At 72.7% G+C, this 15090-nt stretch carries 14 protein-coding genes; 8 read left to right on the forward strand and 6 right to left on the reverse strand.

Features of this window, described 5'->3' with window-relative positions; all coding sequences use genetic code 11:
* Positions 1-93: 93 nt before the first annotated feature.
* The 3 genes from VB059_RS08610 to ald all read right to left on the reverse strand — a co-directional run bounded on the left by VB059_RS08610 (position 94) and on the right by ald (position 4188).
* Positions 94-786, reverse strand: a complete 693-nt coding sequence (locus VB059_RS08610; protein WP_323421608.1) for a TetR/AcrR family transcriptional regulator — start codon at positions 784-786, stop codon at positions 94-96.
* 43 nt (positions 787-829) lie between these two features.
* Positions 830-2899: an MDR family MFS transporter gene (locus VB059_RS08615; protein ID WP_323421609.1), complete on the reverse strand. Its 2070-nt coding sequence runs from the start codon at positions 2897-2899 to the stop codon at positions 830-832.
* Between the two features lie 170 nt (positions 2900-3069).
* A complete protein-coding gene (ald, locus tag VB059_RS08620) occupies positions 3070-4188 on the reverse strand; it encodes an alanine dehydrogenase (protein WP_323421610.1) in 1119 nt (372 codons plus the stop codon).
* 105 nt (positions 4189-4293) lie between these two features.
* Here ald and VB059_RS08625 point away from each other — a divergent pair, with 105 nt between their 5' ends.
* Positions 4294-4884 carry a dihydrofolate reductase family protein gene (locus tag VB059_RS08625; RefSeq protein WP_323421611.1) on the forward strand — a complete coding sequence of 197 codons (591 nt, stop codon included), beginning with the start codon at positions 4294-4296 and terminating at the stop codon, positions 4882-4884.
* Between the two features lie 49 nt (positions 4885-4933).
* Here VB059_RS08625 and VB059_RS08630 read toward each other — a convergent pair whose 3' ends face one another.
* Entirely contained in the window at positions 4934-5818 is an 885-nt protein-coding gene (locus VB059_RS08630; RefSeq protein ID WP_323421612.1) for a LysR family transcriptional regulator ArgP, read from the reverse strand.
* 208 nt (positions 5819-6026) lie between these two features.
* Between VB059_RS08630 and VB059_RS08635 the strand changes: the two genes are divergently transcribed.
* The 3 genes from VB059_RS08635 to VB059_RS08645 all read left to right on the forward strand — a co-directional run bounded on the left by VB059_RS08635 (position 6027) and on the right by VB059_RS08645 (position 8455).
* Entirely contained in the window at positions 6027-6632 is a 606-nt protein-coding gene (locus tag VB059_RS08635; protein ID WP_323421613.1) for a LysE/ArgO family amino acid transporter, read from the forward strand.
* 175 nt (positions 6633-6807) lie between these two features.
* A complete protein-coding gene (locus VB059_RS08640) occupies positions 6808-7362 on the forward strand; it encodes a TIGR00730 family Rossman fold protein (protein WP_323421614.1) in 555 nt (184 codons plus the stop codon).
* Between the two features lie 160 nt (positions 7363-7522).
* Positions 7523-8455, forward strand: a complete 933-nt coding sequence (locus tag VB059_RS08645; RefSeq protein WP_323421615.1) for an NADP-dependent oxidoreductase — start codon at positions 7523-7525, stop codon at positions 8453-8455.
* A gap of 20 nt (positions 8456-8475) precedes the next feature.
* Here VB059_RS08645 and VB059_RS08650 read toward each other — a convergent pair whose 3' ends face one another.
* Positions 8476-10074, reverse strand: a complete 1599-nt coding sequence (locus VB059_RS08650; RefSeq protein WP_323421616.1) for a cation:proton antiporter family protein — start codon at positions 10072-10074, stop codon at positions 8476-8478.
* A gap of 297 nt (positions 10075-10371) precedes the next feature.
* Here VB059_RS08650 and VB059_RS08655 point away from each other — a divergent pair, with 297 nt between their 5' ends.
* The 4 genes from VB059_RS08655 (at position 10372) to VB059_RS08670 (ending at position 13921) form a co-directional block, all read left to right on the forward strand.
* Positions 10372-11253, forward strand: a complete 882-nt coding sequence (locus tag VB059_RS08655; protein WP_323421617.1) for an EamA family transporter — start codon at positions 10372-10374, stop codon at positions 11251-11253.
* A 311-nt stretch (positions 11254-11564) separates the two neighbouring features.
* Positions 11565-12080, forward strand: a complete 516-nt coding sequence (locus VB059_RS08660) for a methylated-DNA--[protein]-cysteine S-methyltransferase (RefSeq protein ID WP_323421618.1) — start codon at positions 11565-11567, stop codon at positions 12078-12080.
* A 117-nt stretch (positions 12081-12197) separates the two neighbouring features.
* The gene (locus VB059_RS08665) at positions 12198-13124 is read left to right on the forward strand and encodes a cytochrome C oxidase subunit I (RefSeq protein WP_323421619.1); all 927 of its coding nucleotides are present in this window, start codon (positions 12198-12200) and stop codon (positions 13122-13124) included.
* Positions 13125-13165: 41 nt separating this feature from the next.
* Complete coding sequence (locus VB059_RS08670; protein WP_323421620.1) at positions 13166-13921, forward strand: TenA family protein; 756 nt, start codon at positions 13166-13168, stop codon at positions 13919-13921.
* Positions 13922-14008: 87 nt separating this feature from the next.
* On the opposite strand, the gene VB059_RS08675 is transcribed toward VB059_RS08670, so the two are convergent.
* Complete coding sequence (locus VB059_RS08675; RefSeq protein WP_323421621.1) at positions 14009-14938, reverse strand: helix-turn-helix transcriptional regulator; 930 nt, start codon at positions 14936-14938, stop codon at positions 14009-14011.
* Between the last annotated feature and the right edge of the window lie 152 nt (positions 14939-15090).

Genomic DNA, 15090 nt, shown 5'->3' on the forward strand with positions numbered 1-15090 from the left:
GCCGGCCGGGACGGGACAACTGTTCCCCTCCCGGCCGGCGGCCGGCCGTGTTCCCCCGGGACCGTTCCGGCGCCGCCCCGGACCGCTCCGGCGTTATTCGGCCGCGATCGCGGCGAGCCGGCCGACCGTCTCCCGGAGCGAATCGGCCGTCGGCGGACGGGTCGTGTAGCTGCTGTCGGCGTGCAGGTTCATCGCGCTGAAGACCAGCGACACGGCGAGCCGGGCCTGCACCGGCGTGGTGCGGCGTTCGGCGAGCGCCAGCACATCGTGGCGCACCCCGGAGGTCCACTGGTGCAGGGCGGCGAACAGGTCCGGCTCGCACTTCACCAGGGTGCGGATCCGGGCCAGATGGTCGTCGCCGTCATCGGCGAGGTGGGCGACGACCTCACACAGGTCCCCGACCAGCGGGCCGGTGCTCTCGAGGAAGCGCCGCTCCACCTCCGCGCTGACCGTGGTGCCGGGGAGTCCCAGGGTCGCCGCGGCCTTGGACGGGAAGTAGTTGAAGAACGTCCGGTCCGAGACGTTGGCGCCGGCGCAGATGTCGGCGACGGTGACGTGCGCGTAGCCGCGGTCGGCGACCAACGCGTACGCCGCGAGGTGGATCGCCTCACGCGTCTGCTGCTTCTTCAGCTGGCGCCACGAGCACGGCCTCTCCGCCCCCCCGGGGCCGCCCGCCGACGCACCGCCCGCCGACGCGGAGCCGGGGGCGGCGCCGGTCGCGGTGTGGCCGGCCGCGGTGGAGCCGGCGGCAGTGGTCGGGGCGGGCGCTGTGGGATCGACGATCATCAGGATCTCCTCCCGGCGGGACGCCGGTGCCGGTCGATCGGTCTCAGGCCTGCTGGGCGGCGGGGGCCGCCGTGGCCTGCGCGCCGGCCCTGTCGGCCTGCTCCTGCAGGGCGGACCGGGTGCGCAGCGGCGGTGTCCGGAAGAACCAGGTCAGCACGAACGCCAGCAGCGCGACACCCAGACCGACCCAGTAGATCGTCACGGCCGAGGCATTGAAGCCCGCCATGAACGGCCGGGTGAGGCGCGGGTCGGCACCCTTGAGGAAGGACGTGTCCGAGGTGGCCGAGGACGACGTGGCGGCCTGCTGCGCATTGTCGATCCGGTCGATCATCGTCGGCACGACCTTGTCGACGACGGTCGTACGCTGCGCCGGGTCGGTGTAGTCGACCGCCAGCCGGCCGTCGATGACCGAGACTCCGGCCTGCCGCGCGGCGGCCTCGAGCGCCTTCTGCTCGGCGGCCGGCCGGGCGGCCGCGACCTGCTGCTGGATGATCGTGGGCGCGGCGGCGGCCGGGATGCGGCCGGCGGCGACCTGCTGCTCGACCGCGGCCGTCACCTGCTCGGTGACCGCCCGGTCGGCGGCCTGCTCAGCGGCGGCGGTGCCCTGGTCGAGGCCGGTCCGGACCTGGGTGGTGATCGGGGTGACGATCGGGGTCCAGATCTGCTTCATCACTCCCGCGTTGGCGGGGGCAGCGGCGACCGACGGGGTCAGCGCCGCGTCGAGGGCCTTGCTGAGGTCGTCCTTGTTCGTCATCGCGGCGGTGATGTTGGTCGGCATCAGGGCGAACAGCACCGACAGCAGGACGGCCGTGCCGAGCGTGCCGCCGATCTGGCGGAAGAAGGTCGACGAGCTGGTCGCGACACCCATGTCCCGCACCGGCACCGCGTTCTGCGTGGCCAGGGTGAGCGCCTGCATCAGCTGGCCCATGCCGAGGCCGATCAGGAACATCCCGATCATCATGAACCAGAGCGGCCGGTCGATGGTGAGGAAGGTGAGGAGGTAGTAGCCGGCGCTGAGCACCAGGGTGCCGGTGATCGGGAAGATCCGGTAGTGGCCCGTCCGGGCGATGAGCTGGCCGGACACGATGGAGGCGATCATCAGGCCGCCGACCATCGGCAGCGTGGCGAAGCCGGACTCGGTCGGGGTGAGCCCGGTGACCAGCTGCAGGTAGAGCGGCAGCGTCAGCATGGCGCCGAACATCGCGAACCCGACCAGGAAGCCGAGCACGGTGGCCATCGAGAAGGTCTGCGAGCCGAACAGCCGGATCGGGATGATCGCGTCATCGCCCATCACCGACTCGATGACGATGAACGCCACCAGGCCGACGACACCGATCACGTAGCAGGCGATCGCCGCCGCGGAGCCCCAGCCCCACTCGCGGCCCTGCTCGGCGACGAGCAGCAGCGGGACGAGCGTGAGGATGACCGCGGTGGCGCCCCACCAGTCGATCCGGGCGACCGTACGGTCATGGAACCTCGGCAGGTGCAGGAAGGCGATCACCATGGCCAGGGCGATGATGCCGATCGGCACGTTGATCAGGAACACCCAGCGCCAGCCGGTGATCCACAGGATCCGGCTCGCGCCGGAGAAGACGCCGCCGATCAGCGGGCCGACGACGGCCGAGACACCGAAGACCGCCAGGAAGTAGCCCTGGTACTTCGCGCGCTCACGCGGGGCGAGGATGTCGCCCATGATGGCCAGCGGCAGCGACATCAGCGCGCCGGCACCGATGCCCTGGAAGGCGCGGAACGCCGCCAGCATCTCCATCGAGGTGGAGAACGACGACAGGAACGACCCGAGGATGAAGACACCCAGACCGAAGATGTAGAGCGGCCGGCGGCCGAAGAGGTCGGACAGCTTGCCGTAGATCGGGGTGGAGATCGTCGAGGTGATCAGGTACGCGGTGGTCACCCAGGCCTGGTGATCCAGGCCGTGGAGGTCGTCACCGATCGTCCGGATCGCCGTCCCGACGATGGTCTGGTCGAGCGAGGAGAGGAACATCCCCGCCATCAGCGCGTAGATGACGAGCAGGATCTGCCGGTGGTGCATCACCGGGTCGGACGGAGCTGCGCTCCGCGCGTCGGCCGTGGGCGGGGCGACGACGTCGGTCATGGGGAGAACCTTCCGGGACACGGGAAACGGGCGAGGGACGCCCACACGGGATGCCCGCGCCGTTGCAGACCCTGAAAGATTACAGGCTCTGCAAAAAGACGTCCACGACACACGCCTCGTCGGTGGCACGCCCCGATGTCAGCCCTCCGGACGCGGCCCCCGCCCCTGCGTCAGTCCTCCAGGAGCGCCTCGTCGGCCCGTACGTGCTCCATCCCGTGGGCCGCGGCGACGGCCGCGTTCGTCACCATCCCCCGGTGCACGTTGAGCCCGGCGCGGAGCTGGTGATCGGTCGTCAGGCCGTCGATGCCGCCGTTGGCCAGCCGGACGAGATAGGGCTGAGTGGCGTTGGCCAGCGCCCGGGTGGCCGTCGCGGCCACCGCGCTGGGCATGTTCGCCACGCAGTAGTGCAGCACGTCGTCCACCCAGTAGGTGGGGTCGTGGTGCGTGGTCGGGTGACTGGTGGCGAAGCAGCCGCCCTGGTCGATGGCGACGTCGACCAGCGCCGCGCCGCGCGGCATCAGTCGGAGCTGGTCGCGCGAGACCAGCTGCGGGGTCAGCGCACCGGGCACCAGCGCGGCACCGATCACCAGGTCGGCCCGGGCCAGTGACTCCTCGACGGCGAGCCGCGACGAGTGCCGGGTGGTCAGGGCCGCGCCGAAACGGGCGTCCAGGTGGGCCAGCCGGTCCAGGTCGACGTCGAGCACGGTGACGTCGGCGCCCATCCCGAGGGCGACCCGGATGGCGTTGCTGCCCACCACCCCGGCCCCGATCACCAGCACCCGGGCCGCCGGGACCCCGGGCACGCCGCCCATCAACAGGCCCCGGCCGCCATGGATGCCCTCGAGCAGCCGAGCGCCGATCTGGGCCGAGAGCCTCCCCGCAACCGCCGACATCGGCGCCAGCAGCGGCAACCGGCCCTGGTCGTCGGTGACTGTCTCGTACGCCACGCAGCTCGCCCCGGAGGCGAGCAGGCCACGGGTCTGGGCCTCGTCGGGGGCCAGGTGGAGGTAGGCGAAGAGCACCTGCCCCTCGCGCAGCCGGGCGATCTCCGGCGGCTGCGGCTCCTTGACCTTGCAGATCAGGCCGGCCCAGTGCCACAGGGCGTCCACGTCGTCGGTGATCCGGGCACCGACCCGCCGGAAGTCCTCGTCGGTGATGTCGGAGGCCAGTCCGGCACCCGCCTGGACCACCACCTCGTGGCCATCGGCCACCAGTTCGCGGACCCCGGCCGGGGTGACCGCCACCCGGTACTCCTCCGGCTTGGTCTCGGTCGGCACAGCGACGCGCATCGTCCACTCCGTTCAGCCGTTCGGGCGGGATCATCCGGTGAGGATGGGTCCGATTCTGCTCCCGCGGCCCTGTCCCCGCCGACGTTTCGCTGGTTAGGGTGAGCCATGCGTACGGTCTTCTACACCGCCAGCACGCTCAACGGCTTCCTCGCGGGCACCGGCGACGACCTGCAATGGCTGTTCGACGTCCCCGAGGAGGACGGCGGACCCGACCCGGCGGCCTTCATCGGCTCCACCGCCGCCGGGGTCTGCGGAGCCGCCACGTACGCCTGGGTGCTCGCCCACGAGGCCCCGCCCGACGTCCCGGGCAGCTGGAACGACGCGATGATCGGCACCAGCCCGCTGTTCCTGTTCACCCACCGTCACCCGCCGATCCCGGAGGGCGCCGACATCCGGATCCTGTCCGGCCCGGTCAGCGACCACCTGGCGACCCTGGCGGCCGAGGTGGGCGACGGCATCCTCTGGGTGATCGGCGGCGGGGACCTCGCCGGTCAGTTCCTCGACGCCGGGGCGCTGGACGAGATCCGGGTCGACATCGCCCCGGCCACCGTGGCGGCGGGCAAACCGCTGCTCCCCCGCGACCTCGGCCCCGACCGGCTACGTCTGGTGTCGGCGCAGCGTTCCGGGCAGTTCGCCCACCTGACGTACGAGGTGCTGCCGGCCGATGGCCCGGAGCGACCGATCGGCACGGACTGACCAGGCACGCCACGCGCCGAGCGGGCAGGCCGGGCCGGCCGAGGCCGGCTCAGGCACCGCCGAGCGGTGCCGCCGCCCGGTGCACAGCGGCGCTGAGCCGCTCGATCCGTGAGGAGCCGAGCTTCCACACCTGCCAGTAGAGCGGGACGTCGCGGTGGCCGTGCGGCACGATGATCTCCAGCGACCCGTCCGCCGGCGCCGCCCCCATCTGCACCTCGGGGACCAGGCCCCAGCCGAGGCCGGCCCGGGCCGCCTCCAGGTACGCCTCCGAGGACGGGATCTGGTGGGCGAGCGGCAGCTGCTCGACGCCCCGGGCGCGGAGGAACTTGTTCTGCAGGTCGTCCTTCGGCCCGTAGCGCAGCACCGGCATCCGGCCCCACTCGACGATCCGCTTGCCACCCCGCAGCCGGGTGTGGCGGTCGAGCAGCGCGGGGGCGGCCACCGGCTGGTAGCGGATCGCGCCGAGCTTCTCCGTACGGCACCCGGTGACCACGCGCGGCGCGGCGGTGACGGCACCGACCACGTCGCCGCGCCGGAGCAGGTCGCTGGTGTGCTCCTCGTCCTCCAGCTGCAGGCGCAGGACGGTGTCCGGCCACCCGGCCGCATCCCGCAGCACCGGGCGGAACCAGGTGGCCAGCGAGTCGGCGTTGACCGCCAGCGGCAGCATCGCCTGGCCGGGATCACCGGTGCCGAGGGCCTCGCGGGCCTCGGTCTCCAGCAGGGCGACCTGGCGGGCCATCCGGAGCAGCACCGCGCCCGCCTCGGTGGCTGTGCAGGGCACCGTACGCCGCACCACGACGTTGCCGACCGACCCCTCGAGGGCCTTGATCCGCTGGCTGATCGCCGACGGCGACACCTTCAGTTCGTCCGCGGCGGCCTCGAACGTGCCCTCGTCGACCACCGCCAGGAGTGCCCTGAGCTGCTCGAAATTCATGAAGCAATACTAATGCGACTGAAGAATCCCACGTTTGTCTTATGATCCTTCGGCCCCTAGCGTCGGAGGTGAGGGGCCCTGCGCCCCGGCCCGCCGGTCGCTCCGACGGGTTGATCGGACGCCGGTCGCACCGGCGCAATGGACCGCCGGTCGCACCGGCCAGGGCAGCTGTGCCGGCCGAGGCCGGCCGGAACGTCGGAGGTGGATGATGATCGGGATCGGCACGTGGGTGACCGGGTTCGTGGCGAGCTTCACGCTCGTGGCGATGATCGGCGCGCAGAACACGATGGTGATGCGGCAGGGCATCCGCCGCGACCACGTGGGGCTGGTCGTCCTGATCTGTATCCTCAGCGAGATCGTGCTGATCACCTCGGGCACGGCCGGGGTCGGCGCGGTCGCCGCGCACCATCCGGTGGTGATGGAGGTGCTCGCCTGGGTCGGCGCGGCCTACCTGCTGGGCTACGCCGTGATGTCCTTCCGGTCCGCGGCCCGGCCCCGGGCGATGGTCGTCACCGGCTCGGGCTCGACCCGGGCGGTCGTCCTCGCTGTGCTCGGCGCGACCTTCCTCAACCCGCAGACCTACCTGGACACGATGGTGTTGATGGGCAACCTGGCGAACCACTTCGGTGACCCGGGGCGGTGGGTCTTCACCGCCGGCGCGCTGTCGGCCAGTGCCCTGTGGTTCGTGATCCTGGGGTACGGCGCCCGGGCCCTGTCCGGGCCGCTCGGCCGGCCGAGCACCTGGCGCTGGATCGACACCGGCGTGGGCGTGATGATGCTGGGCCTGGCCGGCAAACTGGTGCTGGCCGCCTGACCCGGCCTCCGGTACGGCACTGCGCGACGCAGCAGCACTGCACGTACGACAACTGCGCGACAGCGCAGGGCAGCGCGTACGGCACCACAGGCACGCACCATGCGGCATGGCACGGCAGCGCACTGCGCGGCGGGACACCGTACGACACCGGCCGAGGGGGGAGGACAATCTCGGCATGAGCCCGCTGCGCCGCCTCGCCGTCTTCGCCGCTGCCCATGACGGCACCGACCCCGCCCTGCGGGGCGCCGCGTACGACGTCGGGGCCGAGCTGGCCCGGCGCGGGATCGGCCTGGTCTACGGGGCGGGCGGGGCCGGACTGATGGGCGCGCTCTCCCAGGGCGCCCTCGACGCGGGCGGTGAGGTGATCGGCGTGATCCCCGAGGAGATGATCCAGCGCGAGTGGGGCCGCCACGACCTCACCCAGCTGCGGGTGGTCCGGACGATGCACGAACGCAAGGCGATGATGGCCGAGCTGGCCGACGCCTTCCTGGCGATCCCCGGTGGGCTGGGGACGCTGGAGGAGATCGTCGAGGTGTGGAGCTGGAACTACCTCGGCATGCTCGACGAACCGGTCGGCTTCCTCAACATCGGCGGCTTCTGGGACCCGTTCCTGTCGACCGTGCGCGGGATGGCCGAGGCCGGCTTCGTGCAGCGCTCCGCCGTCAGCCGGCTCGTGGTCGCCCCCGATCTCGACCAGGCGCTGGCCGGCCTGGAATCGCTGGCCGGCTGACCGTTCCCGGCCGACCCGGTCCCGGCCCACCCCCGTCCGGCGGAGCCATCTCCCGGCCGACCCGTTCCCGGTCGCACGTTCCCGGTCGCACGTTCCCCGGCCGGGCCGGGCGGCGAGCCGCAGGGGCCGACCGGCTTCGGCCCCGGGGCAGGATGGGGGCATGGCTGAGACGATGCGCGCGATGAAGTACGACACCTACGGCGGGCCCGAGGTGCTGCGCCTGACCGACCTGCCGCTGCCCAAGGTCGGGCCCGGTGAGGTGCTGGTGCGGGTCAGGGCCGCCGCGGTCAACCCGGTCGACTGGAAGCTGATGAAGGGTGGTCTGGACGCCCTGATGGACGTACGGTTCCCCGTCGTCCCGGGCTGGGACGTGGCCGGCGTCGTCGAGCGGGTGGGCATCGACGTGCCCGAGTACGCCGTGGGCGACGAGGTGTTCGGCTACGCCCGCAAGGACTACGTGCACGGCGGCACGATGGCGCAGTACGTGACGCTGGCCGTCCGCCACCTCGCTCGCAAGCCGGCCGGGCTGTCCTGGCCCGAGGCGGCGGCTACGCCGCTCGCCGGCCTCACCGCCTACCAGGTGCTGACCCGGCTCGGGCTGCGCCGGGGCGAGACCGTGCTGGTCCACAACGCCTCCGGCGGCGTCGGCTCCGCCGCGGTCCAGATCGCCCACGGCCTCGGCGCCCGGGTGCTGGGCAGTTGCTCCGCGGCGAGCGCCGCGCGGGTGCGGGCCCTGGGTGCCGAGCCGGTGGCGTACGGGGCGGGGCTGGCCGAGGCGGTCCGGGCGCTGGCCCCGGGCGGGGTGGACGTGGTCGCGGACTTCGTCGGAGGCGTGTTGGACGTGACCCGCGCGGTGCTCAAGGACGGCGGGCGCCACGGCTCGATCGCCGATCCCGGGGCGATCGCCGCCGGCGGTCAGTGGATCTGGGTGCGCCCCGACGCCGCCGACCTCGCCACCCTCGCGACGATGCTGACCGAGGGCCGGCTGCGGGTGGAGGTGGCCGAGACCTTCCCGCTGGAACAGCTGGCCGAGGCCTACCGCCGCAGCATGACCGGCCACGTCCACGGCAAGATCGCGATCACCGTCGACTGACCGTACGGATCGGCTGCCGGTCACGCCGTCCCGTCGACGGGTCGGACCCCGGCCTGGACGGCGGCCCGGTCGGCCAGGCTGTCACCGGCGCCGTCGTAGAGGTGGAAGACCGCCTCGACGCCCAGCGCGCGGATCTCCCGGACGTCGTCGTCGTTGTGCGCGACGACCGCGACGGTGCCGCGGAACCCGCTGGCCTCCACCTGGTGCAGCGCGAACAGGTTCGACCCGTGCTCGGGCATCGCGAGCACCACGATGGCGACGGTGTGGCTGGGGTGCAGGCGTCGCCAGAACTCGGCGTCGGTGGCGTCCGCAACGATGACGTGCATCCCGCGACGTTGCAGGTCCGCCGCACGGTCGAGATTGTTCTCCACGCCCACCACGCTGAGCCCGTACTCGTGCGTCAGGTGGCCGTACGCCGAGGCGCCGATCCGGCCCATGCCGAGCACGATCGCCCGTACGTCGCCGAGGGCCACCGGCCGGTCCTCGGGGATGATCCGGGTGGCGGCCCGGCTGGGCAGCGCGTCGGTGAGCCACTCGATCAGCCGGGTGCCGCGACGGTTGGCGACCGAGGCGAGGATGAAGCTGCCCGCGACCGCCACCGACAGGGCCGGCAGCCAGTCGGCGCCGACCAGACCGTGACCGGTCGCGAACGAGGTGACGATCAGGCCGAACTCCGAGTACGTGCCGAGGATGAAGCCCGACAGCACGGCAGTGCGGTTGCGCAGCCCGAAGAGGCGTTGCAGCACGATGTAGAGCAACGCCTGGACCGGCAGCAGAAGCAGCAGCACCAGGCCCATCAGCACCGACGGCACGGTGAGCTCGCTCGTCACCCCGATGGTCAGGAAGAAGCCGACGAGCAGCACCTCCTTGATGCTGAACAGGGCGGCCGACAGGTCCCCGGCCCGCTTCGACGAGGCCAGCAGCAACCCGACCACCAGGGCACCGAGGTCACCGGTGAGGCCGGCCCAGTCGAACAGCCAGGCGCCCGGCCCCAGCGCGACGGCGATCCCGAACAGCACCTGCAGCTCGTCACGGCCCAGCCGGTTCCAGATCCGGCGCAGCAGCAGGGTCAGCGGCCACAGCAGGGCCAGCGCAAGGATCCGCGGTCCCGGCTGCCAGCCTTCGCGGGCCGCCAGGAAGCCCACCGCGACGATGTCCTGCAGCACCAGGATGGCCAGGGCCGTCCGGCCGTAGAGGGATCCGTCGTCGGAGCGCTCCTCGAGCACCTTCGCCGCGAAGACCGTGCTGGAGAAGGACAGGGCGAAGCCCAGCAGGAACAACGACCCGGCCGCGGTGTCCTGCAGCATCGGCGCGCCGATCACCGCCAGCAGGCCGAGGAACCCGGCACCGATCAGGGTGCTGAACAGCATGTGCGGCAGCGAGGTGCCCCACGCCACCTTCCGCAGCAGCGTACGGGGATCGAGCCTCAGGCCGATGGTGAACATCAGCATCGTCACCCCGAGGTCGGACAGCAGTTGCAGGTACGGCAGTGTGCCGACCCCGAGCGCCCTGAGCACGAAGCCGGCGGCGAGGAAGCCGACCAGCGGCGGCAGCCGGAGCAGGGTGGCCCCGTACCCGAGCGCGAACGTGAGCGTCAGGTAGACGACCGCCGTGTCCATCCGCCCCACCCCCGTCGAGGTCCTGCCGGGCCTGCAGCGGGCCCGCCGGTGTCGTCGGCCGCCGTGCCGGCCGGTGCCCCATTCTACGGAGCGGCGGTCCCACCACGGGGCCGCCGGAGCGGCGGCCCCGTGCCCGAGGGCGGCGGAACGGCCCCGCGACACCGCCCCCTCGCCCGAGCAGGCGTCCCGCGGGAACGGGACCCGGTTCCGGCATGACCGAAGCGCCCCCCTCGCCCCAGCAGGCGTCCCGCTGGTCGCCCGGAGGCCGTCCCGCGGCCCAGTGGCAGGATGGCCGATATGACGAGCGGCACCCGACAGACACCCGGTTGGCCGCTCGCCCTGGTCCTCGCCTCGATCATCTCGGTCCAGTTCGGCGGTGCCCTCGGCGCGACGCTGATCCCGCTCACCGGGGTGATGGGGGCGGCGCTGCTCCGCCTCGCGCTCGCGGCCGTCGTCATGCTGGCGCTGGTCCGGCCCTCCCCGCAGGGCCATCCCGCCCGCGACTGGTGGGTCGTGGCCGGGTACGGGCTGAGCCTGGCGGTGATGAACTCGGCGTTCTACGGCGCGATCGCCCGCCTGCCGATCGGCGTGGCGGTCACCCTGGAGTTCCTCGGCCCGCTGACCCTGGCCGCGGTCACCTCGCGGAGCGTACGCGACCTGCTGGCGGTCGCCCTGGCGCTGGCCGGGGTGGTGCTGATCTCCGGGGCACTGTGGACCCCGTGGGCCGATCTCGACCTGCTCGGTATCGGCCTGGCCCTGCTGGCCGGGGCCGGGTGGGCGGCGTACATCCTCGCGTCGGGACGCACCGCGCAGCGCTTCGGCGGGATCGACGGGGTCGCCTGGGCGATGCTGATCGCGGCGGTGCTGGTGACGCCGTGGGGGGTGGCGGACGCCGGCGGGCGGCTGTTCGGCGGCGCGACCGTCGTCCGTGGCCTCGGTGTCGCCCTGCTGTCCTCAGTGATCCCCTACTCCCTGGAGAACGTCGCCCTGCGCTGGATCGCGCCCAACGTGTTCGGGATCCTGCTGTCCGTCGAGCCGGCTTTCGCCGCCTTGGCCGGACTGGTCGTCCTCGGCCAGCAGTTGTCCGCCCCGGAGTGGGCGGGAATGGGGCTGGTGGTCGCGGCGAGCATCGTCATCCGGTCCACCTCCCGCCCACCGCACGACGCGGCCCGCCAGTGAGCGTCGCGCCCGCCGCCGGACGCGGCATGCCGGTGCCTGCGCCCACCGGCGTCGGCGACCGTGCCACCTCGACCGTGCCACCGCGACCACGCCGGGCCGACCGTGCCACCGCGACCGTGCCGGCCCGGCCCACCGGATCCGCGCCGACCCGGGCTCGCCCGCCCACGGCCGAGTCAGCAGAATGGGGAGCCAGCACCACCGTACGAACATCATGAACCGCCGTGCGAACACCACAACCAGCACACGAACACCACAATGGGCGAACATCACAATGGGAACGCCATCACCGATCCGCCTGCAGGAGGCCCGACATGTCCACGACCCGGAGTCTCGAGGCGACCACCCTGGCCACCCCGTTCGGCGCCTTCACGGCGTTCTGGACCCCCGACGACGATGTGCTGCGGGCGTGCGGCTTCGGGGAGCTCAGCGACATCGCCGAGGTGCTCCCCCGGCCCGCCCGCCGGCTGCCGATCCACCCCCACGACGGCGACAGCCCGATCCGCCGGGCGGTGGGCGACATGCTGGACGGCGACCTCGGCGCCTTCGACGCCCTGCGGGTCAATCAGCCCGGCACCCCGTTCCGGCAGAGCTGCTGGTCGACGCTGCGCGGCACCGACCCGGGCGACCGGATCACCTATCGTGACCTGGCCGACCGGGCCGGACGGGCCCGCAAGGTCCGGGCCGCGACCCGCGCCTGCCTGCACAACCGGCTGGCCTGGATCGTCCCCTGCCACCGGGTCGTCCGGTCGACCGGCGGACTGGGCGACTACCGCTACGCGATGGAGATCAAGGCCGCCCTGCTGGACTGGGAGTCCGACCACTGCTGAGCCGTGTTCTCGTAGGATGTCGACGACATGACGTAGTACGCGCGCCGTAGGAATCGTGTCGTCGTACGCGACGACGCAGGCACGTACGACGTAGGACCTCGCCTCGCGGAGAACTCCATGAACGCCAGCAGCACCCCCGCTCCCGCCACCGTCACGCTCTATCGTGTCGCCGCCGTGATCACCTTCGCCGCCGTGGCGCTGGGGTCGCTGGTCTGCGCCACCGACTCGAGCGCCGCGTGCCCGAACTGGCCGGGCTGCTACGTCGGCCAGTTGATGCCGCAGGCGGCTCTCAACCCGGTCATCGAGTTCGTGCACCGGGTGATCGCCGTGAGCACCGGCCCGGTCCTGCTCGCCGCCGCCCTCGTCGGGCTGCGGCACCGTCGTGACCTGACGGTCTCGGTGCTGCCGTGGGTGGCCCTCGCCGGCGCGTTCGCCGCCGGGGTGTTCGGCATGCTGACCATCCGGGTGGGCCTGACCACCCCGCAGGCGGCGTCCGACCTGGGCGCTTCGCTGATCGCGATGATCGCCATGACCACTGCGGCCGTCGCCCTGTCCCGCACCCCGCGCCGGGCCTGGCTGACACCGACCGGCCGGTACGCCTGGGCGGCCGTCGGCACGCTGTGGCTGCTCCACGTCACCGGCGTGTTCGCGGCGGGCAAGGGCTCGCTGACCCGGTGCGTCAGCTGCCCGGTCTGGGGCATCGTCGAGATCGACGGGCCGGTCTGGCTGCAGGCCGCCCGGATGGCGCTCGCCGCCGTCGCGATCGGGCTGATCGTCGCGGCGATCGGCACCGGCGTCCGGACGTCGGGGCTGCGTCCGCTGACCCTCCTCGCCGGGGTCCTGCTGGTGGTCGAGCTCGGGGTGGGCCTGGTGATCCTGGCCCGCGGGACCACCCACGCCCTCTCGTCGATCTATGCGGTGAGCATGGTCTGCCTGCTGTGGACCACCGTGCTGATCGCCGCCCGGGCGACCTTCACCCGGGTGTCCGGGGACGGGGCCCCGGCGGCGACGCGGCCGGTGCAGGAGTCGGCGCCGGCGGCCTGACGCCCCTCGGGGCTGGGCTCCACCGCGGGTACGTTGGACCTATGAGCACCACCTCGGCCAGCACCGATTTCACCCGCCGCCTGCACGAGGAGTGCGCGGACGACTGGGCGGACGCCACGGGGCACCGCTTCGTCGACGAGCTGTTCACCGGGACGCTGGCGGATCCGGTCCTGGTGGCCTACCTCGTGCAGGACTACCAGTTCTTCGACCCGTTCATCCGGCTGCTCGGCGAGGCCGTCGCGACCGCCCCCACCGCCACCGCCCGGCTGCGGCTGGGACGGCAGTTGGGCATGATCACCACCGAGGAGAACGGCTACTTCGAACGGACGCTGAACGCCTTCGACGTCAGCCTCGACGACCGGCTGCACCCGCACCTGAGCTGCGCGACCGTCGACCTGCTCGACCTGATGTACGAGGCGATCGAGTCGCACTCCTGGCCGCAGGTGCTGTCGGTGCTGCTGGTGCTGGAGTGGGTCTACCTGGACTGGGCCGAGGCACCGCAGCGTACGGTCACGGCCACCCGCAGCGAGCACGTCGAGTGGATCGACCTGCACCGCGGCCACGAGTTCCGCGACTGGGTCCGGTTCCTACGCCAGCAGCTCGACGCCGCCGAACCGAGCGCCGAGAGGGCGGTGGACCGGTGCCGTTCCCTGTTCCGCCGCACCGTACGGGCCGAGGTGGGCTTCTTCGACGCAGCGTACGCAGCGGTCGCGCCGTGCGAGGAGTCCCCGAAGCACGGGCCGGTCGGTGTCCTGGACACCGACTTCAACCGGATCGTCCCGCCCGCCGGCGCGTGACCCCGGGCCGGGACCTCCGCCGGGCCGGGCCCCCGCCCGCTCTCGACCCGGGCGGGCTCTCGACCGGGGCGGGCTCTCGGCCGGTCCTCAGACCCCGGCGAGCACTTCGGCGATCGCCCGCAGCTCGACACGTAGCTCCTCGGGCTCGATGACAGTGAAGACCTCGGGCAACAGCAGGAGCTGTCGGGCGATCCGGGTGGTGCTGGTGCCGCTGATCATCACCCGGGACCAGCCGCTGTCGAGCGGCTCGATGAAGCCCACCCCGTCCGGCAGCCCGGCCCGGACCCGGGTCGGTGGCGCCTGCACCTCCACCACCGCCACCACCGGGGCGGGCAGGTCGTCCGGGACCACGTCACGGGCCCGACGCGGCCGGCGGTGCCGCTCGGCGTCGAACGCGATGGTGGTGACCTCGGAATCGATGATCCGCTCCACCGGCCAGGTGACGATCCGACGCAGATCCCGGTCGTAGCCCATCAGGAACCACTGGCCCATCCTGGCCCGCACGACCAGCGGCTCGATCCGGTGCGGCGCGCCCAGTCCGTGGTCGGTGAGCACGGCGAACCGCAGCACGCGGCCGTCCCGGATGCCCTCGGTGATCACCGCCAGGGTGGCGGCAAGGTGCTCGCCCAGGACGGTCTGCTCGGTGTCGTGGGCCGCCACTGCGGCGCGGACCCGCTCCGGGAGCACCTGCTCGATCTTGGCCAGCGCCCGCAGCGTCCCGTCCTCGGCGAGCGGGGTCGGGGCCAGCAGCGAACGGCGTAGTGCGATGGCGGTCGCGGTGGCCTCCTCATCGTCCATCACGAGCGGCGGCATCGCGCGCCCGGCGGTCAGTCGGTAGCCACCGCTGTCCCCGCGGACGTGCTCGATCCCGTAGCCGAGGTCGCGCAGCCGGGTGATGTAGCGGCGGATCGTCGGTGGCGTCACGCCCAGTGACGCGGCGAGATCGCCCGCCGGCCATCGGGTCCGCGACTCCAGCAGACGCAGCAGGGTGATGAGGTTGTCGGTCAGGTCCCCCATGTCTCCATGGTGGACGTGGCCTCTGACAATTGTCCGGCCGACCTGGCCGGCGGGTCCGGCCATCGGGTCCGGCCGGCGGGCCGGGTAGGTCGGGCAGGACGGGCAGGCCCGGCCCGGCGGGATCGGGCGGGGCGACGGATCGGCCCCGCAGA

It is taken from the genome of Raineyella sp., from assembly GCF_034933565.1.
GTDB lineage: Bacteria > Actinomycetota > Actinomycetes > Propionibacteriales > Propionibacteriaceae > Raineyella.

Bases quoted from the DNA above. Each gene is read 5' to 3' on its own strand.
- VB059_RS08610 (WP_323421608.1), bottom strand. From the start codon at position 786: ATGATCGTCGATCCCACAGCGCCCGCCCCGACCACTGCCGCCGGCTCC.
- VB059_RS08615 (WP_323421609.1), bottom strand. From the start codon at position 2,899: ATGACCGACGTCGTCGCCCCGCCCACGGCCGACGCGCGGAGCGCAGCT.
- ald (WP_323421610.1), bottom strand. From the start codon at position 4,188: ATGCGCGTCGCTGTGCCGACCGAGACCAAGCCGGAGGAGTACCGGGTG.
- VB059_RS08625 (WP_323421611.1), top strand. From the start codon at position 4,294: ATGCGTACGGTCTTCTACACCGCCAGCACGCTCAACGGCTTCCTCGCG.
- VB059_RS08630 (WP_323421612.1), bottom strand. From the start codon at position 5,818: ATGAATTTCGAGCAGCTCAGGGCACTCCTGGCGGTGGTCGACGAGGGC.
- VB059_RS08635 (WP_323421613.1), top strand. From the start codon at position 6,027: ATGATCGGGATCGGCACGTGGGTGACCGGGTTCGTGGCGAGCTTCACG.
- VB059_RS08640 (WP_323421614.1), top strand. From the start codon at position 6,808: ATGAGCCCGCTGCGCCGCCTCGCCGTCTTCGCCGCTGCCCATGACGGC.
- VB059_RS08645 (WP_323421615.1), top strand. From the start codon at position 7,523: ATGGCTGAGACGATGCGCGCGATGAAGTACGACACCTACGGCGGGCCC.
- VB059_RS08650 (WP_323421616.1), bottom strand. From the start codon at position 10,074: ATGGACACGGCGGTCGTCTACCTGACGCTCACGTTCGCGCTCGGGTAC.
- VB059_RS08655 (WP_323421617.1), top strand. From the start codon at position 10,372: ATGACGAGCGGCACCCGACAGACACCCGGTTGGCCGCTCGCCCTGGTC.
- VB059_RS08660 (WP_323421618.1), top strand. From the start codon at position 11,565: ATGTCCACGACCCGGAGTCTCGAGGCGACCACCCTGGCCACCCCGTTC.
- VB059_RS08665 (WP_323421619.1), top strand. From the start codon at position 12,198: ATGAACGCCAGCAGCACCCCCGCTCCCGCCACCGTCACGCTCTATCGT.
- VB059_RS08670 (WP_323421620.1), top strand. From the start codon at position 13,166: ATGAGCACCACCTCGGCCAGCACCGATTTCACCCGCCGCCTGCACGAG.
- VB059_RS08675 (WP_323421621.1), bottom strand. From the start codon at position 14,938: ATGGGGGACCTGACCGACAACCTCATCACCCTGCTGCGTCTGCTGGAG.